Annotated in this window: 18 protein-coding genes and 1 tRNA gene; 12 read left to right on the forward strand and 7 right to left on the reverse strand. The window is 49.9% G+C overall.

The window, feature by feature from the left end:
- Nucleotides 1-165 precede the first annotated feature (165 nt).
- The 10 genes from ACMXYR_RS14420 (at nucleotide 166) to ACMXYR_RS14465 (ending at nucleotide 8,873) form a co-directional block, all read left to right on the forward strand.
- A complete protein-coding gene (locus ACMXYR_RS14420; protein ID WP_415902122.1) occupies nucleotides 166-783 on the forward strand; it encodes a hypothetical protein in 618 nt (205 codons plus the stop codon).
- Between the two features lie 124 nt (nucleotides 784-907).
- Nucleotides 908-1,741 (forward strand): hypothetical protein, encoded by an 834-nt coding sequence (locus tag ACMXYR_RS14425; RefSeq protein ID WP_415902123.1) that lies wholly within the window; start codon nucleotides 908-910, stop codon nucleotides 1,739-1,741.
- A gap of 162 nt (nucleotides 1,742-1,903) precedes the next feature.
- The gene (locus ACMXYR_RS14430) at nucleotides 1,904-3,082 is read left to right on the forward strand and encodes a tyrosine-type recombinase/integrase (protein ID WP_415902124.1); all 1,179 of its coding nucleotides are present in this window, start codon (nucleotides 1,904-1,906) and stop codon (nucleotides 3,080-3,082) included.
- On the forward strand, nucleotides 3,072-3,320 hold the full coding sequence (locus ACMXYR_RS14435) for a hypothetical protein (protein ID WP_415902125.1): 249 nt from the start codon (nucleotides 3,072-3,074) through the stop codon (nucleotides 3,318-3,320). Before ACMXYR_RS14430 ends, ACMXYR_RS14435 begins: the two co-directional genes overlap by 11 nt.
- Before the next feature lie 83 nt (nucleotides 3,321-3,403).
- A complete protein-coding gene (locus ACMXYR_RS14440) occupies nucleotides 3,404-3,646 on the forward strand; it encodes a hypothetical protein (RefSeq protein WP_415902126.1) in 243 nt (80 codons plus the stop codon).
- A 67-nt stretch (nucleotides 3,647-3,713) separates the two neighbouring features.
- Nucleotides 3,714-6,671 carry a hypothetical protein gene (locus tag ACMXYR_RS14445; RefSeq protein ID WP_415902127.1) on the forward strand — a complete coding sequence of 986 codons (2,958 nt, stop codon included), beginning with the start codon at nucleotides 3,714-3,716 and terminating at the stop codon, nucleotides 6,669-6,671.
- Nucleotides 6,668-6,928 carry a hypothetical protein gene (locus tag ACMXYR_RS14450; protein ID WP_415902128.1) on the forward strand — a complete coding sequence of 87 codons (261 nt, stop codon included), beginning with the start codon at nucleotides 6,668-6,670 and terminating at the stop codon, nucleotides 6,926-6,928. The genes ACMXYR_RS14445 and ACMXYR_RS14450 overlap by 4 nt, the downstream gene beginning before the upstream one ends.
- Nucleotides 6,929-6,947: 19 nt before the next feature.
- Nucleotides 6,948-8,177 carry a cation:proton antiporter gene (locus ACMXYR_RS14455; protein WP_415902129.1) on the forward strand — a complete coding sequence of 410 codons (1,230 nt, stop codon included), beginning with the start codon at nucleotides 6,948-6,950 and terminating at the stop codon, nucleotides 8,175-8,177.
- Nucleotides 8,178-8,201: 24 nt separating this feature from the next.
- The gene (locus ACMXYR_RS14460; RefSeq protein WP_415885915.1) at nucleotides 8,202-8,642 is read left to right on the forward strand and encodes a CBS domain-containing protein; all 441 of its coding nucleotides are present in this window, start codon (nucleotides 8,202-8,204) and stop codon (nucleotides 8,640-8,642) included.
- Between the two features lie 93 nt (nucleotides 8,643-8,735).
- Nucleotides 8,736-8,873, forward strand: a complete 138-nt coding sequence (locus tag ACMXYR_RS14465) for a hypothetical protein (protein WP_415888126.1) — start codon at nucleotides 8,736-8,738, stop codon at nucleotides 8,871-8,873.
- 303 nt (nucleotides 8,874-9,176) lie between these two features.
- Here the strand turns inward: ACMXYR_RS14465 and ACMXYR_RS14470 are convergent, their stop codons facing one another.
- The 6 genes from ACMXYR_RS14470 to hflK form a co-directional block, all read right to left on the reverse strand.
- Complete coding sequence (locus ACMXYR_RS14470; protein WP_415885916.1) at nucleotides 9,177-9,476, reverse strand: DUF1840 domain-containing protein; 300 nt, start codon at nucleotides 9,474-9,476, stop codon at nucleotides 9,177-9,179.
- A gap of 850 nt (nucleotides 9,477-10,326) precedes the next feature.
- Complete coding sequence (gene nhaA / locus ACMXYR_RS14475; protein ID WP_415902130.1) at nucleotides 10,327-11,652, reverse strand: Na+/H+ antiporter NhaA; 1,326 nt, start codon at nucleotides 11,650-11,652, stop codon at nucleotides 10,327-10,329.
- Nucleotides 11,653-11,813: 161 nt separating this feature from the next.
- Entirely contained in the window at nucleotides 11,814-13,448 is a 1,635-nt protein-coding gene (ptsP, locus tag ACMXYR_RS14480; RefSeq protein WP_415902131.1) for a phosphoenolpyruvate--protein phosphotransferase, read from the reverse strand.
- 66 nt (nucleotides 13,449-13,514) lie between these two features.
- On the reverse strand, nucleotides 13,515-16,262 hold the full coding sequence (gene acnA, locus ACMXYR_RS14485) for an aconitate hydratase AcnA (protein WP_415902132.1): 2,748 nt from the start codon (nucleotides 16,260-16,262) through the stop codon (nucleotides 13,515-13,517).
- Nucleotides 16,263-16,332: 70 nt separating this feature from the next.
- Complete coding sequence (gene hflC, locus ACMXYR_RS14490) at nucleotides 16,333-17,337, reverse strand: protease modulator HflC (protein WP_415902133.1); 1,005 nt, start codon at nucleotides 17,335-17,337, stop codon at nucleotides 16,333-16,335.
- Nucleotides 17,334-18,185, reverse strand: a complete 852-nt coding sequence (hflK, locus tag ACMXYR_RS14495; RefSeq protein ID WP_415902134.1) for an FtsH protease activity modulator HflK — start codon at nucleotides 18,183-18,185, stop codon at nucleotides 17,334-17,336. The genes hflC and hflK overlap by 4 nt, the downstream gene beginning before the upstream one ends.
- Nucleotides 18,186-18,699: 514 nt before the next feature.
- Between hflK and ACMXYR_RS14500 the strand changes: the two genes are divergently transcribed.
- A complete protein-coding gene (locus ACMXYR_RS14500) occupies nucleotides 18,700-19,413 on the forward strand; it encodes a Crp/Fnr family transcriptional regulator (protein ID WP_415885922.1) in 714 nt (237 codons plus the stop codon).
- 150 nt (nucleotides 19,414-19,563) lie between these two features.
- Here the strand turns inward: ACMXYR_RS14500 and ACMXYR_RS14505 are convergent, their stop codons facing one another.
- On the reverse strand, nucleotides 19,564-19,746 hold the full coding sequence (locus ACMXYR_RS14505) for a hypothetical protein (protein WP_415885924.1): 183 nt from the start codon (nucleotides 19,744-19,746) through the stop codon (nucleotides 19,564-19,566).
- A gap of 501 nt (nucleotides 19,747-20,247) precedes the next feature.
- Here ACMXYR_RS14505 and ACMXYR_RS14510 point away from each other — a divergent pair.
- A tRNA-OTHER gene (locus ACMXYR_RS14510) sits at nucleotides 20,248-20,351 on the forward strand.
- Nucleotides 20,352-20,650 lie beyond the last annotated feature (299 nt).

Here is a 20,650-nt window from a genome sequence, read left to right on the forward strand (position 1 = left end):
CTTATAAGCCATAACTTCATTCACCAACGAGTTTTCTTATTGATATTTATAGATGTCTGATGGAGATCAGTAGAAACTCGTGGACTTTATTTACATCCCACGAAATACTGGTCCGAAGTTAAAACAGTATTTCAATACCCCTTCCATGTAGTAAGGAGACTATTTGTGAGCACATCCCCTCTATCACCAGTAATTGCCTACCTAGAGAAAAACAGACATGAATTCGGCTTATCCGTGGACAAAGTTCTGAAACGGGCTGAGAAGATCCAAGTAGATGATAACGGCATTGTTTCCTTCGAAATGGAACGCCACAGTGGTGTAGGCGGTTCACGGTCCGAGCAGGGATTTGCTATGTCAGCGATGGTCACCCAGAGATATCTTTATCAATTTGACGTTCGGAACAGTGAACTGTCAGAGAAGCCAGTTGGAGAACCCAAATGGGATGATAACGACTGGGATTGGCAGGGATTAGCAGAAGAGAATCTGTCTGATTCGTGTGATCTAGGATTTGAAGAAATAGCTCCGGGTTGCTTTGAATTCAGGGATTACTGTTACGGCTATACCACACAAGTAAAATCTTTGGACGAAGCGGTTGAACAGTATAAGAAAGGAGTTGTGGCCGAATGGGATCTTTCTCTGCAATTTGAAGGTATTGAAGGACTCCGCTCTGACACTAAAGCCTTCCTAGTTAAACGCTTAAAAAATGAATGCCTGAAACATGCTCATATCCCTGTTTCTGAAGCCTGGAATTCCAGAGAGTTATTCGAAGCCGAAGAAGAATAATCAAAACTCTGATGCGATAAACATGCCCTTCTCTTTTGTTTATCGCAGATACCTTGTTCCTACAGCCCCTATATTCCAAGGGTTGTAGCGATTTCAAAATAAGCTTACTGGGGTATATAGAGGTATGTCATCGCAAATCGCTGAAAAAGAACACCTTGCCTCGCAAGCTGAATGGCTCACCGAACAATTACGACCTTATTGCAACAAACGCTCTCAAGGGTTGATTGCCCAAGCGGTTGATCAGGCGATTAAGGATGTGAAAGCTGATTGCGGAATGGTCATAGATAGCGGGTTCTGTAATCGCTATAGGTTACCTGAACCAAAGCGCTCACCTGAATATACTTTCGAACAGGCCCTGTTCATAGCGCTGAATCATGATGATTTCTACCCAGACTTTTCAGCTGTTAAAGGTAAATTTAAGCCGACTGCTGTCTTAGCGGCATCAGCACTGAACTATCTAGAAGGTGCTCAATCTTCATTATTATGCGGTGACCTTAATATAGCCTCTACCCAAATAGATACGGCAATCAAATTACGGGAACACCTTGCCTCTGTCATAAAGAGAGATGATAAACAGAAGAAACTAATAGCAGATTCCAAGGCTGCACATATTTCACGCGTTCGCTCTAAAGCAGCTAAAGATGCCGATAGGTACGTAGAAAATATGATGAATAGACAGCCAATCATCGATTACTTTGAAACAGTAAAAACGATACTTGAGAGTAATTCTCCCGATAAGGGCTTTACCATGAGGGAGTTTGAAAGCTTGGCTATCAGAGCGGCAATGAGATTGGATTATCAAGAACGCTTTGAGACGAACATCCTAAAACTAACTAGCCAGGAAGAAGAAGGCTTGGCAAATGCCGTAAAGAAATTGCTAGATGCGTATCAGCATGACTTAGATGAAGGCTATCTGCGCCGCACTATTAAACGTCTAACTGATATCCCCTCAACTTAATCCCATCCTATTTGCCCGCTTTAGGGCTTGATCTAAGCCGCTTTTTAACACCTGGAAGCGGCAAAAACTCAAAACCCTGTTTGCACTGAAAATATTAACTGACTAAAGATCCGTAAAGTTCGCCTTGTTACATCATTTTTCATGAATTACGAGGTTGAATTAATGGTTATACCATTCACTGAAAAGGCTGTAAGAGAGCATGAACGCCCGGCTGCAGGTGAGCCGCCTATTGTTTGCGGCTTTACAGGTCATCCTAACAAGAAAGTGACCTTTTATGCCAACAAGATCTCTCTGGGCTATGACAAATCCCACGATGGTTCTCGATATAAAGGTACGTTTGGCAGTTCGCCAACGTTACCTTTGTCAATCTACGACAAGTTGCATCGTGAAAAGATGCTTGAGATCGAGACTGGTCAAGTTCTTCGCGGCCAGGATTTAACTGTTAATGAGTTGATTGATGATCATGTTTTACCAGAAATGCTGGGGCGCAATCGCGATATTAAGGGGTTCAAACGTCGTTTAACTCGCATTCGTAAACAGTTTGGGAAGCGTAAAGTACGTAGTCTCACGCATTATGAGATCAACAAGTTCCTGAACGAGATAGCTAAGGAGTGTAAAGGTAGTACTGTAAACCGCTACCACTCAGCTATGTCTCGTATCTTTGCTACTGCAGTCCGTTTAGGTATCTGTAGTGAAAACCCGTGTAAAAACATTCTTCGTCGCCCGGAGTCTCCTGCGCGTCAACGAGTGTTATCGGATGCTGAAATTAACCACTTCATCGATAAAGCGGTTGAGCTGGATAGCTTTCAGGCTCTATCCCTATTGGTCGCGCTCTTCAGTGGCTGGCGAATAGGTAATGTCATCAGTATCACCCGAGACATGCTGGATCCTGAGTTTACCGTTATCACGTTCCCAGAGACTAAAAACGGAAATCGTTACAGCGTCCAGTTAAACGGTCCTACACGCCAAGTTCTTCTCAAATGCGCAGAACGTTCCTGGAACCAGTTCCTGTTTCCATCTGCTATTAAGGATGGTCATCACATCGCGTACCCACGCGAGACCTACCAGATCATTCGCGAGTACATGAAGGAACAGACAGGTATTGATAAGCACTGGACTATCCATGATCTGCGCAGGACGCACAGCTCCCGACAGCTGAAGCTAACCGGGGATATTCGCTTAGTTCAGCAAACACTTTTCCACAGCAGTACTGCCGTTACTGAGCGGTATTGCTATCACGAAGACGCTCGTTTGGCAGAAGCCAGCGAAGATACAGCCCAGTCGTTACTGGGCAGTCATTCTGAATCATTCATGCAACAGGAGGCCCCCGATGCAGCATGAAATTCTGACTAAACAACAGCTCGCAGATCGCCAACAGCGCTCAGTCGAGTCCATTAACACGGCCTGCTCGCGTGAGCCTGATTCGGTGCCGCCATTTTTCAAACTTGGCAAAGGGAAGAACAGCCCTATCCGCTTCCGTCTATCCGACGTGATTGAGTGGGAGGCGAAGCAAGCAGAAAAAGCACGTGCTGAAGCTGAAGCCGAAATGGAGCGGCGCAATCAGTACAAACAGTTTTAACCAGGTGGTCAGTGGCTGTAGTCACTGGCCTTATTTAAACCCGGTATGTGGCGTACCAAACTGATATTTATGGAGATAAGACAATGAGTAAACCACTTCTAGTTCGCGGAATTAACGGCATTTTTGATGCAAATAAGGTGTGTTCTGTAACTGCCCTGAAAACAGGCGTTGCAGTCGCAAACTCTAACAATGAACTGATGTACTGGCACCCAGAGGAGGATGTTAAGAAAGCGCAATTGCTGTCTGACCTGCTTTCAGATGCGGTAATGGACCGCCTTGAGGGTGGTGACGGCAAAATTGATTTTAAAGAGCATGGCTTTGTTTAAGCCTTACCAATAATTCTACGCCACATACCACGCCCTTCGGGGCGTTTTTATTTCTGGAGATACCACTATGGATCAATCAGACATTACTCAGGCTGAGGAGGGTATACCTCAGTTTAAACCTATGGGGTTCTCGACTCCTGATAGGAAATTACCGGACACTCATGGGGCGGATATTTCAGCTTCGCCCTATGAATTCGATGTGCGCGAATTCAAGCACCCTAGACCACCCGGGGAAATACCGATTAATGATATTGCCAAGCTGAATACACGTACTCAGAAGTACCTGAAGAAGCAGCTGGGTAAATATGCACGACAACGCAGACGGAAGTTAGTTTCGCACTCTGACGTAATAATCGTTTGTCTGGATACTGAGTATCAGGTTAATGACGCTGGGGACGGCAATATAATCCTCAGCTACCAGTATGTTGTTTCTCACAAAGGTAAGCGCTGTTCTGGCATCATTTATACAGACAGCAAGCGTGTAGAAGGTCGTATCCGATTCGAGAAATACATCGGTACAGCATTAAACGACGCGCTTAAAAAGTGCGTTATTGAAGCGCTACCCAAATCAGGTGACGAAATCGTTGTAGCGGCTCATTGGCTGAGAGCAGACCTATTTACGTTTGCCGGAGCATTCCATGATTTCAAAACAAAAATCAGTGGTATTCGTAAGACCGTTGCCAGCCTGAAAGATACCTACGGAGTAGATCCTGAAGAGATTGGTGCCTCACGAGTAAAACTTGAAGACATCACCTATTACGATCCTAATGGTCATGCTCATACGGTCAATATCTCATTCTACGACACGTTACTGCTGACCCCTGCTGGTAGGCAGAGTCTTGCAGCTATAGGCAAGTTAGTAGGCTGCGAGAAGATTGAGATATCTGACGATTACATAAGGAACATGGGTCAGCTACTGATTGATAATCCAGAGCTTTTTGAAGCTTATGCCATCAATGATGCGATGATCTGTTCTCTCTTCATGGATCTAATGATTGCCTTTGCAAAGCAAGAACTGGGGGTTGATCGCATTCCCTTCACCTTGGGTGGCACCGCTGTTAAATCCTTCAAACATACTCTGCCAGTAGGCTACACACTGGATGAACTGTTCGGCTATACCCGTGAATCTATTCTGAAGTGGAATAACAAGGACGATCCTAATAAAGGGCCTCGCACCGTTAAAAAGCGCATCCCAGAGGATGCTCTTGAAGTCTTAGAATGTATGGCAATCAAATGCTATCACGGTGGTCGTAACGAAGCATTCCACAGCGGTCCGACGGAGGAAGGTACCTGGCATGATTACGATGGCCCTTCATTCTATACCACCATTGCGATGGGGTTACGCCAGCTTGATTATGAGCTATTCAAGGAGACAAAGGACGTAAACGACTTCAAGGGTGATATCTGCGGCATGGCCAAGGTTAAGTTCTCTGTGCCAGCTCATGTTAAATACCCTCCTCTACCCATGAGAGCATCAAATAACAGAGGCTTATTCTTTGTACGCGAGGGCATATCACACTGTACTGCACAGGAAATTGAGGTAGCGGTTAATCTGGGTGTAAAAATCGAGATTATTTATGGATTCGTCATTCCTTGGAAATCTGGCAGCCCTCGTATATTCAAGCGTTTCATGCGAACTGTTCGCGGCAAACGCTTGTACCTGAAGAAACAAGCTGCCGAACTTAAAGAACAGGAAGTACAGTTGGGTAGGCATATTGCCAACATTATGGACGGCAAAAGCGAGAAGCTGGAAAATACAGAGCCACTGCAACCCTTTGAAAGTAAAAAGGAAAGCCTTGAAAATCAAAGAAAATCATTGGAACTCTTTGAAAAGCTTTGGAAAGAATTGGGGAATAGCCTCTACGGCAAGCTCGCACAGGGTCTTCGCGGCAAGCGTCAGCTTGAAGTGCAAACGGGTATTAGCAAGAAAATACCACCTTCAGAGATCACCAATGCTCTCTTTGCAATGCATGTGACAGGCGTTGGCAGGGCGGTCATGTGTGAGATGCTGAACAGTATTGAAGAGCCTTATCGGGCAGTCTCAGTGACCACTGATGGTTTTCTCACTAATGCTCCACTGGATAAGATTAAATTGGATGGCCCCGTCTGCAGCTATTTTCGTGAGTTATACAGCCATATTGATCCTGACGGTGGTGAGATACTAGAAGAGAAGAACCGAGCTACTCAGGTCATAGTCGCCAAGACACGCGGACAAGCAACAGCACTTGAAGCTGAAGGCTGGGAAGAGAAGAAAATCACCGCTAAAGCCGGTGTCAAAGTACCTGACTACGAAGATGACCATAACGAGTATTTCCTGATGCTTTATCTGGAACGGCATCCAGGCGCAAAAGTGGATGCAAGCTCGCTAACGTCGACACGTACACAGGTGCTTGAACATAAGGATCTGATCATGAATGAAAAAATGCAATTCATGAATCTGGAGCCTGATTGCAAACGCAGACTTATCAACCCACGGTTGATTTCTACACTGGGCTTTCAACATATCGCCTGTGATACAGAGCCCCACCGCTCTCTGGAGGTAGGAGATTATTACCGCACACGCTTTGATGCTTGGCGCAAAAAGAACTGCCTTAAGGAGATTGAAGACTGGGAGAGCTGGGATGACTTCATCGAGACATCTTTAGCAGTACGTGGGAGTGGAATGCGGATACAGCCAGGCGATAAATCAGATGCAATTCTGCGTCGTAATTTCGTCCGGGCATTTGCACAGGAAATACATGGCCTGACCAGAGATGTTCCAGCCTGGAAGTTTAGTGAATGGCTGTGTGATGAAGGCTATTTCACCAAAGAAAGTGAAGTAAGTAGAACAGCAAAAATCTATCACCGGGCGGTTCCTGTAACCAAGCGCACAGTCGCTTTGTTGAAGTTGATACTGAGTCGGTATTCGAACTTCAAATACGAACGTTTTTTCCACCCTGATCGCCTGCATGAATTAAGAATGCAATTGCAGGCAAGCATCTCTTTTTCAGAAAAAAACAAAAGTACTAGGGGTACAAAGTCATGAGTATCGTAATGAGTAAAGATGAGTATGCAAAACAAATTTCGCCACTGGTAATTCCAGTCGCTAACGAACTAGAGGCAATAGGGATGAATTTAGAAGCCGAGCAACTGCTTCAAAGACAGGCTTACGGCTACTGCATCATCTCCGCATATAACCGAGCAATTAACTTAATTGTGTCTCACTACATTCAATCAAAAGTAATAGCACTAACAGTAGCTTTAAAGAATAAACTCAGTATTAGACCTATACTATTGTTCTGATCTTTTTTTGGTTTTCACCATGAATTCCGAGCCTCTAATCCATATTGGTGCTCTTCTGCTAGCTGGCTTTGTCGGTGGGTTGATAGCCTCGCATTTCAAGTTCCCCCGCGTCAGCGGATATATCGTAACAGGAATGATCCTTAGCCCATCAGTAACCGGCTTTTTCCAAGAAACGGTGGTTAATGAAGAGCTTTCGGTCATCACTGATATTGCTCTCGGCATTATAGCCTTCTCAATAGGGGGAGCTCTTGTTCTGAAGAGTTTGAAAAAACTATATGGCTTTATTTTATGGATTAACGTTATGGAGTCATTCGGGGCGTTTTTTGTAACCACCTTACTTATATGCCTGATAGCACCTTCCATTATTAATATCAATTTACCCCCACAGTCTTTTTGGCAAACAATATTTCCTATGGCTCTAGTTATAGGCGCCATTACTGCTGCGACAGCACCAGCGGCAGTAATGGCGATCGTTCATGAATGCAGGGCTTCTGGGCCTTTTACTACGACACTTCTTGCGGTAGTGGCTCTCGACGATGTTGCTGCGATTGTCTTTTTTTCATTCTCAATAGTACTGGCTAACAGCCTAATGGAGGCGGAAACTCTTTCGTGGCAGATTATGATTTCCCCCGCTCTGTCGATCTTTACCTCTGTAGTGATAGGTATTGTTTCAGGGCTTATTTTTAGTAAAGCGGTCTGTTTTGTTCAACGTCGTGATGCAATGCTCGGCCTTGTTGGTGGTTTTATTCTGTTGATTTCAGGTATCTGCAATAGCACAGATGTTTCACCCCTCATCGCGAATATGGCCTTTGGCTTTATGGTGGCTAATTTCATTGCGCACACGCATGATATTTTTAGTGTTATTGAGGATGTAGAAGAGTTTCTTTTCAGCATGTTCTTTGTCTTAGCGGGTGCTCATCTTAGTTTATCTATCTTCAGTGTTTCTGGTTTTTTTCTTGCTGGGCTTATTATATTAGGAAGCTTCATAGGCAAATTCTTCGGGGCGCGTATAGGCGCAATAATTTCTCATGCTCCTAAAACGGTACGGCAATACCTTGGTCTTGCACTCTTACCAAAAGCGGGGGTAACGGTTGGCTTAATATTATTGGCGAAAGATATGTTCAACTCACCCCTCCTTGCGGACCTCATGGTAAATGCCGTCCTCTTATCGGTTATCGCCAATGAGCTGATTGCCCCGCCGCTTGTTAGATATGCGCTTCAGCGATCAGGAGAAACACACCATGAGTAGTATTGATAAAGTATGGGGGTTTAGATGAAAACTCGAGAGGTAATTAAATGCTTCAAGGAAAAAAGCGCGCCTATTGTTTCAGAAACAAGCACGCTTTCTACCGTATTAGAAACCATGTATGGCTTCAAGCACAGTGGGACTGTTTATGTCGTGAATGAAAACAAAGAGCTTACGGGTACGATTTCTCTGGATATGCTTGTGAGACAGATCCTTTCACACACTTTCGAACCCAGGATACATCCTCGTAGGCTTATAGCAGCTGTTACTTATGAGGTAGCGAGGGACATTATGCTGAAGAATCCCATATCGACAACGGAGGGTGAGGATGCTGAAGTAGTCCTCAAAAAAATGATAGATGCCAATGTTAAAGAGATCGCAATTCTAAATACCGAAGGGCAAGTGATCGGAGATCTTACATTACTAGACTTATTAAATGCGCTGCCTAAATTATGGAAACATAATTGAGGTGCTTATCGTTAACATTCATGTAGTAGCATAGTGAATTTGGCCACCTAATTAGAGGTGATATGGTCACCTCCAGACTACACAGGTGACACTATGACAAAACCAAAGCGACCAAACTTCAGCCCTGAATTTCGTCTTGAATCAGCTCAACTTGTTGTCGATCAAGGATACAAAGTACGAGAGGCTGCTGAAGCAATTCAATCAGTTGTTTTCGGGAGAAGTGCTTTTTGAAGGAAGCTTTAGGGTTTGAATCTAAGGCATAAATATGGAAGTTTTGACTTGCCTAAGTAGCGCTTTAATCAATTTATAATTCAATACAAATACCGACAACACTATTCCACCGGCACTGTGATCAGAATACGCCCCGTAAACGGTTCTTGGGTGCGCCTGTGGCTCATATAGATATGACAGTGGTTTTACCCCGACAACTCGGTCTGCACTGAGAATAAACTGCGTGAAAGGCCTGTTGCTTCGTTGATTTTTTCATCCCTGCAATTAGGCCTTGCTAGGGTTTAAGGTAATCCTGCTCTGTAACTATTTCCACATAACGTCAGATTTTTCCTTCACTGCAGCAGCAAGAAGATCAATCAGCGGGAGCGCTCGATTTGTCAAGCTCACCTCCTCTTCTTCAGTATCATCCTTGCCCATAACAAGAGGCTGCTTTTTATCCGCATCAACTGCAGCGGTTAACTTGCTCAGTGCTTCAGGAACGTCTGCTGCCAGAATTGCGCCAGGGACGGTCGCGCTGTGCCCCATCATTTCTAGCATGGAAAGACCTACATCGCCAAACATCGTAATACTGCTATATGCATCTGTTGTAAATGTTATCAGCATGAGATGCTCCTTGAATTGATTAACCTGTACTACTGATTAAAATAAAACAGATAAGAAAGACATCTACATTATTGCAGACTTCTGTGGCACCAACACATTATTCACCACTCTAAACATCCGGATGCTGCATAGGACTTACTCTTTCAGTGAGCACAGAACCAGAATGATTCTGGCCATGAATCCAACGTCTCTTCTTCTAACGCGTGCTCAATGGCTGCTATTAGCAGCTGAGCGAGCTTTATACGACCATCTTTGCCTTTACTCGTAGTCTCAATAATCCCTGTCGCGTAGCTATCATCTATCCCTATAGCGTATGTGTGACAGAGGATGATATTATCTCTGCCGCTTTCATGCAGTACGTATTCAGTATCTTTCGCTAAGACTGGGATATTCAGCCTGTCGACATACCTACGCTTTTTCTTCTTAGTGACGATTTTATCCAGGCTGAACTCGCCATAATCTAATTTCCAATTTTGCGAATCAGGAAGCTTGAATTCATAACTTAAGGTAAAATCTGAGCTTTCAGGGAATTTGAACTCTAGAGTGGACAGTTTTTAGGTTTGTGGCCCTGGCTGTTTGAATCCATCTTTAAAACTGTGGCCTGAACTGTCAGGGGAGTATTCTCTGAAGTTGAGCACTTTTTCTTCTTTTCTGATGCTTTTAAAAGCTTGGCAAGGGTTGGATCATCTATGTCCATTGGGCATCCACTAAAACAACCAGCGAAGGAAAAGAATGATCCTATTCTGATTCAATTTACATAGCTATCTATCAATCGCATTAACTGAAACAGTTCGTAGTCACCGCACTCTGCTGAGGTGAGTAGCCTTCGGCAGCTGCGTCGTAACGAGGTTTACCCTCTTTCTGGCAACCGCATCAACAATGCTAGACCCACCACTGCAGAAACAACAGATGCGAGGAAGATTCCCAGCTTAGCGCTGTCAATGAGGTTTTCGCTAAAAGCTATATTTGCAATAAACAACGCCATGGTGAAGCCGATTCCGGCGAGAAAACCACCACCGACCAGCAGCCGCCAATTAAGTCCTGGAGGAAATATGGCAATGTGCAAGCACACTGCCAGCCAAGTAAAAAACAGAATACCTATGGGCTTACCCAGCACGAAACCTAAGAAAATTGCCCCTGTAACCGAGCTATCAATGTCACTGAATGTGAGTGGCAAGCCTGCGTTGGCAAATGCGAATAGTGGCATGATGGCAAAAGCCACCCAAGGGTGCAGCGTTATCTCCAGGCGTTCTGCTGGAGAAAGCGATTCACGCGCAGCTACTTCAGCAATTTGCAACGTTTGCCGATCCTTCGTGTCTCCACTGGTTTCGTCACTGGATGGATGGGAAATCACCTGACCCAATATCGAATAAAGCCGTTTGTCACTCACCCAGCGACGAGCGGGCGCCATTAAACCGAGTATGACGCCTGTGACGGTGGAGTGGATACCAGACGCATCCACGGCAAGCCAGGTGAATACACCGACCAATAGGTAGAGCGGAAAACCACGAAACCCGAGTACGGAGATGATGCGCGTCATCACCAAACCCAGAGCAGCCAACGTCAACGGCCACCAGACAATATGGCTGCTGTAGCCTATCGCGACGACCAGTATGGCGCCTATATCGTCAACAATCGCCAACGATAGCATAAATACCCGCAAACTTTTAGGGATGCGCGAGCCGAGCAGAGCCAGACAACCGATAACAAACGCCGTGTCAGTTGCCATGACGGTGCCCCACCCAGACTGAGCGGCCTGCCCCGATTGCAGTGTCAGATAGATGGCGGCGGGGAGGATCATGCCGCCGAGGGCTGCGGCTATGGAGAGCGCGGCCTGGCGCGGTTCGTTCAACTCTCCAAGAATTATCTCCCGCTTAAGCTCCACCGCAACAAGAAAGAAGAAAAACGTCATCAGACCTTCATTGATCCACTCACGCAGCGAACGACCAAATTCAAAGGAGCCGAACTGAAGTCCCACCCGCGTCTCCCAAGCATGTTCGAACGAAACCGCCCAGGGCGAGTTCGATAGAACCAGTGCAGCAATGGTAAACAATAAGAGAATCGATCCACCTGCGGACTCGATGTGTAAAAAGCGTACAAAAGGGTTCGTCAGCCGATCAACAAGCTCCTTTGGTAATCGAGTGGTATCTGGATTAGCTTGCCGATCTTTCATCATAAAAATCATTCTGGCAGCCAAGAGCTGTCTGTTGTACGGGGCCTTTTCACACACTCTTAATGAGTATCAGCGGACGGGTTAATTGGTCCAACAACACCCCTGTTAAATACTTATAATTATAGTCTGCCGCCGTCATCGAGATGATGACCCTGTAACCTCTTTCAATCGGGATGACATGAGCAATGCCGGATGGCCTCTTTGACAATCGGAACCAGAGGAGCCGCAACGCTGAGGGTGCGTATCCCGCACCTGAGTAGCTCGGCAATATGTTCAGGTCGTCCCGCCAGCTCACCGCACACGGACAGCGGCATCTGTGGTACGTCATCATGAACCAGACGCAGTAACCGAAAGATCACGGCTGATCCATCGTTGAAATAGTGTTCCACCGCCGCGTTATCCCGGTCGGCTGCAAAGGTGTACTGGGTCAGGTCATTGGTGCCGAAGCTCAGAAAATCGGCGTACTCGGCGATCGCCCGCACCGATAGCGCTGCCGCGGGGGTTTCGATCATGGCGCCAATCCTGGGAACGGTCTCCTTCGGCCAGAGCTGCCGCAGCAGCTCTTTTACGGCGGCCATATCTTCGGGCAGTGACACCATCGGCACCAAAATCCGCATATCGAAGTCGCGGGACAACGCCATCACCGCGCGCAGCTGGGTTTTGAGCAGCTCCGGGTACGCACGCAGCAAGCGAATCCCCCTTCGCCCCAGTGCGGGATTGGATTCAGCAAAGAACGCCAAAAAAGGCAAGGGCTTGTCGGCACCCACATCCAGCAGCCGCACACACACCGAGCGGCCCTTCGCCGCCGCCAGTACCTGAGTCATTTCACCAACCAGTTCAGAGGTATCGGGTGGGGTTGTACGGCCCAAATAAGCCTGTTCCATTCGGTATAGGCCCACGCCTTCCGCACCGTTGGCGATCGCCAGTTGGGTATCACTGCTGCTCCCCACATTGGCGATCACCGAGACCGTTACGCCATCTCGGGTGACGGCCGGCCGGCGGGCATTTGCTCGTGCTACGCGATAGGCCTTCGCTTTTTCTTTGGTGAGGCGCTGGAAAGCGATCAGCTGCGTGCTCTTTGGCCGAACCGTGACGGTTCCTGCATCCGCATCCACGAGCGCCAAAATAGCGTCGGGCACGGTGCTGACCAGATCCGGGATGCCTGATATGCAGGGCAGGCCAAGCTGGCGAACAAACAGGGCCGCATGGGAACCGCTGCTGCCGTGTTCGAGTAGCACGCCGGCGATGGCGCGATGGGCGAGAAAAACGGTATCGGAGGGCAGCAGCCTGGAGGCGACCAGGATGCAACCCGGGGGGATTTCATCGAGAGGATGAGCCGTAATGCCCGCGAGGGCATTGCACAGGCGTATCGATAGGTCGCGCATATCGTCGCCTTTTTCCCGGGCGATCTGTGATTCCAACGCCAGAAACCGGCTTTCCCAGCGCAGGAAAACCGCCTTTACGGCGCTGCTGGCGCAGAGCAGGTTGTCGACGACCTCTCTCCTCAACTCCTGCTGCAGCGACGGGTCATTGAGCATCAGTCGGTGCGACCCAAACACCTCAGAGAGGCGCGAGTCGATCTCTTTTTCCACCCGTGTCGCCAGTACCACCAGATCCTCCGATATGCCTGCGGTGGCAAAATCAAGACGGGCCAGCTCCTGTTCGACCTGACTGTGGGCTATGTCCACCGGTGTATCGATCGGCCCAAGCAGATCATGATGGACGTGGATAATCCCCTGCGCCAATCCCGGCGATATCGGGGTGCCATGAAGGACGAACGACGAACCAATCTGTTGCATAAGTTACCTATTTTATTCCATAGAGGTTCATTGTGCGCTTTGGCTACAGGCCACAGCCTTAAACCCTCAAATATCACTCACCGGTTTGACGATGGACGCAGCGATTAGCTCACGTAATCGGCAGTGCAGAATGCCGCCGTGATGGAAGAATCTCAGCTCATCCTGGGTATCGATCCGGCAGCGGGTCTTGACTACCCAAGGTTTCCCGCGCTCGGGCTGAATCTGAACGCTGACATCACTCCCCGGAGTCACCTCCGCCAATCCTGCGATACTGATACACTCGTCACCGGTCAGCTGCAGCACGGCGAGACCGGTTTGCGGTTCCAGTTGCAGGGGCAAAACCCCCATGCCGATTAAATTAGAACGATGGATCCGTTCGAAGCTCTCGGCGATTACTGCGCGCACACCGAGCAGGCTCGGACCCTTCGCGGCCCAGTCACGAGAAGAGCCGGTACCGTATTCCGCCCCGGCAAACACCACCAGCGGGATCCCCAGTTGCTGAAAATGCTGGGCAGCGGCGAAGATACTGACTATTTCTGGAGAGGGTGCCAGCCGCGTCACACCTCCGCGCTGTTGCGGCGTCATCAAATTCTGCAGCCGCGGATTCGCGAAGGTACCACGCATCATCACCTCGTGGTTGCCGCGGCGACTGCCATAGGAATTGAACGCTGCCGGCTCGACACCATGGCTTTGTAGGTAGGCACCCGCAGGACTGTCCTCGGCGATACTGCCGGCCGGCGAGATATGGTCGGTAGTCACACTGTCACCGAGCAGCGCCAGGATCCGCGCCTCGACAATATCTTCAACAACTGAGGGCCCCGGTTGCAGGCTGTCAAAATAGCTAGGATAGCGCACGTAGGTGCTGATGCTGTCCCAGGGGTAGCGCTGGCTATCGCTGATCGCCAATTCCTGCCAGTGGCGGGTGCCGGTGAAGACGTCCGCGTAGCGTTGCCGAAACTGCACTTGGTTTACGTGAGCAGCAACGGTGGCGGCGATCTCCTCGGCGTCGGGCCATAGGTCGCTCAGGAACACCGGTTGGCCCTGAGGATCCAGACCCAGCGGATCGCGGGTCAGGTCCAGATCAATCCGACCCGCCAGGGCGTAAGCCACCACCAGCGGCGGTGAGCAGAGAAAACTGGCAGTTACCTGCGGGTGAATCCGCCCCTCAAAGTTACGGTTGCCAGACAGCACTGCACAGACATTGACCTTCTGCTGGCTGATGGTACCGGCTATGGCGGGATCCAGGGGACCGGAATTACCGATACAGGTAGTGCAACCATAACCCACTAGGTTGAAGCCTAGCTGATCCAGCTCCGCTTGCAGGCCGGCCGCCTGTAGGTAATCGGTCACCACCTTGGACCCCGGCGCCAGGGAGGTTTTGACCCAGGGGGCGACCTGCAGACCACGCCGACGAGCATTGCGCGCCAATAGACCGGCAGCCATCATTACCGTGGGATTGGATGTGTTGGTGCAGCTGGTAATCGCCGCAATTACCACCGCCCCCTCTTGCATTCTGAAGGGTTTGCCAAGTACAGCATGGGTACGAGGTGGATCGTCAGTTGGGCGTTCCTGCGCCTGACCCTCTGCTTTTCCTTGAGCCTTGGCAAACTGCTGAAAAGCCGCGGCCACATCTGACAGCGCCACCCGATCCTGGGGGCGTCGCGGTCCAGCGACGCTGGCTTTGATATCAGTAAGATCCAGCGTCAGCTCTACGCTGTAGGTGGCACGTGGAGACGTATCATCGTGCCAGAACCCCTGGGCACGGGCGTAGGCTTCTACCAGAGCAACCTGCTGCGGGTCGCGCCCGGTCAGGATGAGATAACGCAGGGTCTCGGCATCGATGGGGAAGAGGCCGCAGGTAGCGCCATATTCCGGTGCCATGTTAGCGATGGTGGCACGATCAGGCAGACTCAGACTGTTCAGACCTCTGCCAAAAAATTCGACAAAGCAGCCGACCACACCTTGCTGACGCAGCATCTCTGTTACCCGTAGTACCAAGTCGGTGGCGGTGCTGCCCGGCGGCAGCCGACCACTAAGCTCGACGCCGATCACCCGCGGCAATTGCAGGCTGATCGGTTGACCGAGCATCGCCGCCTCCGCCTCGATTCCTCCCACTCCCCAGCCAAGAATGCCAAGCCCGTTGATCATAGTGGTATGACTGTCCATCCCCACCAGAGTGTCGGGATAAGCCAGCTGCTCGCCAGCATCCAGCGCCTGCGTCCACACCACCCGCCCGAGGTACTCCAGGTTGACCTGATGACAGATCCCGGTGCCCGGAGGCACCACGCGGACGTTCTCGAATGCAGCCTGCCCCCAGCGCAGAAAAGTGTAACGCTCGTGGTTGCGTAGCATCTCCTGGCGTACGTTCTCATCGAAGGCACCCTCGTCGCCGGCACGATCCACGGTGACTGAGTGATCGATCACCAGATCCACTGGAATCTGCGGGCTGATCCGGCCCGGTTCGCCTCCAGCCTCGGCCATGACATCACGCATCGCAGCCAGGTCCACCAGCGCCGGGACCCCAGTAAAGTCCTGCATCAGGATGCGTGCCGGCATAAAGCTGATCTCCTTGATCGACTTACCTGTTTTAAGCCAGTCGCCCAGTGCCTCTATTGAGGCACGCGTGGCCAGCTCATCCTGCCCGTGGCGCAACAGGTTTTCCAACACAACCTTCAAAGCAAAAGGCAGCCGAGACAGATCGCCACATTGGTCATAGGCCGCGTAGGCCGCGGGCAGTGCATAGTAGAGGTAAGCTTCGATACCCACCTGCAGGGTGCGCTGAAACGGGGAGGATTGATCCGTAGAGTGAGTCATTGTTTACTCTCCGGTGAGGGTCTGGCTGTACAGACGACTCTAGTTATAGCCAACCTTGGATCGCCGGCGATTACGGCTGCGTGACCTTCACTTTCTCCGGTATCCTGGGGCCAACCGGTGCCATGCCCTGCAGATACTTGAACAGTTCGCTGTCAGTAGACAGCACCAGGGTAGTGTTTTGTCCGATTACCGTTTTGTAGGCTTGCAGGCTGCGGGTGAACTGGTAAAAGTCTACCGCTGCGGGGTTCTGATTGTAGGCTCGGGCGTAGATTTCTGTGGCCTTAGCATCGGCCAGGCCGCGTATTTCCTCCACTTGGCGGTAGGCTTCAGACTGGATCTTGTTCAGATCCCGCACCCGGTCACCACGGATACGCGCCGCCTCACCGTTACCCTCGGATAGAAAGCGTTCAGCGATCTGTCGCCGTTCACTGATCATCCGGTCGTAGATTTTAGGACGTACGCTTTCGTTGTAATTGATCCGTTTGAAGCGGATATCAAGCAGCTCGATGCCAAACACCCGCACCTTTTCAGCCGCCGCCACGAATATCTCGGCTTCCACCTGCTTACGCCCCTTCTGGATCGCCACCCAGGCGCTGGTATCCAGCGAGCGTCCCCCGCCGCTCAACAACGCATCACGCAGCGGCACCCGATCCTTGGTAGTACGTATGATCTCGATCAGCTCGTGCTTAGCCACCGCATTACGTGTCTCGCTGCCGAGAATATCGTCCAGCCGGGATTGAGCGCTACGCTCATCACGCAGGCGCAAGAAGTACTGCAGCGGATCGGTGATGCGCCAACGGGCGAACAGGTCGACAGAGATATAAAGCTTGTCCTTGGTCGGCATGTCCGAGGGTTTACCGTCCCATTCGAGTACCCGCTTATCGATGGCGTTGACCTCCTGGATAAACGGTAGCTTGAGCTTCAGCCCCGCCTCGGTGATAGGCTCTCCCACCGGCTTGCCGAACTGGGTGATGATCACCTGCTCAACTTCGCTGACGGTGTAGATAGAGCTGTACAGCAGGTACCCGGTGACCAGGGTCAGCAACAGGGTAAGGGTTGAGTTTATTCTGTTCATGGTCGACCTCCGCTACCGTATCCCAGATTGAGCAGCGGCAAAATACCGCCCGCCTGCTGGTCGACGATTACCTGAGTCTGAATGCTGGGCAACACCTCCTGCAGCGTCTCAATATAGATCCGTCGACGGGTCACCTCCGGCGCCTTACTGTACTCTGCCAGCAGCGCGCTAAAGCGCGACGCATCACCCTCGGCTTCGTTTATCCGCTTGAGACGGTAGCCGTCGGCCTCTCGAATTCGCTGATCTTTTTCACCCTGGGCCAGGGGAATCACCTTGTTGTAGTCGCGCCGCGCCTCATTGATCAGTTTCTCTTTTTCCTGCTGCGCCTGGTTAACCTCATTGAACGAGTCCTGCACCGGCAGCGGCGGGTTGATGTTTTTCAGTTGCACCTGGTCGATGCTAATCCCCATCACGTATTTGCTGGAGAGTAGCTGCATCTTGGCCAAGGCTTCGATTTCGATCTCCTGACGCCCCACGGTAATCACCTCGTCAACAGTGCGGTCGCCCACCACCTCGCGCATCACCGATTCAGAGACATAGCGCAGGGTTTCAGCGGGTTCGCGCACCTCAAATAGAAACTTAACCGGATCGGCAATGCGGTACTGCACCACCCACTCCACCAGCGCAGCGTTGAGGTCGCCGGTGACCATCTGGGTTTCACGCTTCTTATCACGGGGGCGGGGGCTTTGGTAGGGATCGTTGGCGCCGGGGGTAGTAAAGCCAAACTCCTGCTTCAACTGCCGCTTGACCGGTACGATGGTAGCAATATCCATCCCCAGCGGCAGTTTAAAATGCAACCCCGGTGGCACCTCGTAGAGATACTTACCGAAGCGCTGTACCACTGCCACTGAATCACTCGGCACAGTGTAGTAAGCAGTCCAGAAACCCAGTCCGCTAAACACCAACACCGCAAGACCGATGATCCTAGTACGACTACCACCTGGTAGGTGACAACCGCAGCGAACCCACCCAGCACGGAGCAGACGCCCCAGATCAAATGCCGATTGATTACTCCCATTCCAGGGATCTTTCTGATCATTGTTGCTTTGGCTTGACATCATATATTCCTCTGTTGGCGCCAAATCTCTCGCAGAGCAACAACGACAGGAATACCCTCTATTGCCCCCAGTCTTTTTACTTAAAGGGAGAGCTGAAGCCTGTTGATAACTCGAAAGGATTTAGGCCATTACAGGCTTAGGATATAAGCCCCCCTTGGGGGAGTCGGTGCGCTAACAAACATAAAGCGCCAATAGGAAGAAGTGTTTAACCGACTTGCCAAATCACCGACAAGCAACTGTACTTCACAGATACACTGTTATTTCTCCGGAATAACGGCTTTTGAGCAACTCTCAGGTATGAAAAATGTATCCTTCTCCACAACAAAACCATTTATTGGCCGCCCTGCCCGATAAAGTTCAACAGCGTCTGTTTCCTTACCTTAAACCGGTTACGCTGCCACTCGGTAAAGTCTTGTACGAGCCGGGAGAGATTCAACATCAGGTTTTCTTTCCGACTGACGCCATCGTCTCGCTGCTTAACGTAACGGAAAATGGCGCGTCTGCTGAAATTTCGGTGGTAGGTAATGATGGTTTGATTGGAGTGAGCTTGTTTATGGGCGGTGAAAGCACCCCCAGTCGGGCCTTGGTGCAAAGTGCTGGCTTTGCCCTGCAACTCTCAGCGCGGCGTCTTAAGGAGGAGTTTGACCGTCACGGCGACCTATTGTTATTGCTGCTTCGTTATACGCAGTCGCTGATCACCCAGATGGCCCAAACCGCCGTATGCAATCGACACCATACCATCGACCAGCAATTATGCCGCTGGCTACTGCTATCACTGGACCGCCTGCCGGGTAATCAATTAATCATGACTCAGGAACTGATTGCCAACATGCTTGGCGTTCGGCGCGAAGGGGTAACCGCCGCTGCGGGCAGATTGCAGAAACTCGGCGTAATAGAATATCACCGCGGACATATTGGCGTACTCGACCGTCCCCGCCTTGAAGCACTTTGCTGCGAGTGTTATGCCGTAGTCAAAAAAGAAACGGACCGATTGTTGCCCTGGCACCCGAACAAGTGACTAACGTCTTGGCTGTGCAATAGACAGGACACGAAGTGTAACTGCACGGGAAGATGGGCAGCCTGTACAAATATGCAAGCTACCCGTTGGGCATATTTTACCCAGTAGCCACCACTACCACTAGAGCAATCGGCGGCGCTGATCAATTACTTACCTACCTGTTTGTCCATCTCTGTCAGGCGTTGCCTGTTCCGATGGTTCCTGCCGAGGCGCTTGCTCTTCGGTAACCTTGCTTCCTTCTCTGGCCGGTTTTCCTTTATTGCTGAACTCCCTCGAGTCGTTAGCCTCAGGGGCAGCACCGGTATCTGGTTTTTGTTCGCGTGGCTTTTTCATATAAACCTCTGAATAATCCTGAAACTCGCGATATTGCGTGCTGCAGGGATAGTTACTATGACAGCAATACATAAAAGCATCGGTTCGCTATCACACACTAGAAGTAGATTTTGAGAACTATTTTCGCAAAGGAGAAGTTGGTGAATGACCGGCGAACTCGTAGAGGGTGTGCCATACTCAGTTCGTCCCTTAGTAACGTTGTGGTCACACCCAGTTTCAAGCAGAGGTTAAACAACTACCCAAACCCGAAATCTTAATTGAAAAAACATCGGTGACTGATGTTAGTTTGTACTTCTCAGTTCTCTCCTTTTTTAAACCCACTTATGCTGTTGCCTCCAGACATTCCATCCAATCACACCTACGTTTAGGATATAGCCTATCGTAGCCAGTTGCTGTTTTGTGCTGCTAAGCAAATGAGGGCTGATGTGCTGATTCTGTACGCATTGATATCTATTGATCTCATAGAAAACCCAACAATATGCGATTCTGAAGCTTTTGAAAGCCAACGTTATCTACGATAAGTCACTACCATCCATGACGCTTCAAGCGATTCAAAATCCCTTGTCCTCGCGGACGTGCCGGTTCGAGTCCGGCCGCTGGTACCATCTTCCTCAACCCTTTGAGGAACAAGAGAAAACCCTTGTATTACAAGGGTTCTGATAGAGAAGCGGAATCGAAAGATGGCCGCTTTTTTTGCGCCTAAATCTCGCCCCCGGTCCATAACCTGAAAATATCCTGTGCGGAATCTGTGCGCAGAGGAATCCAATACAATCCATCGTTCTACACAAAGATTCACAACCTCTGTATAGATAAAGTCCGGCTTTACGGTCAAAACGTAGGGTAATTACGCCCCAAATTCAGGCGTTCAAGGGCAGCTAACGACACAGAGCAGCCATTGTCTGAT

It is taken from the genome of Neptuniibacter sp. QD29_5 (genome assembly GCF_047778125.1).
Taxonomy (GTDB): Bacteria; Pseudomonadota; Gammaproteobacteria; order Pseudomonadales; family Balneatricaceae; genus Neptuniibacter.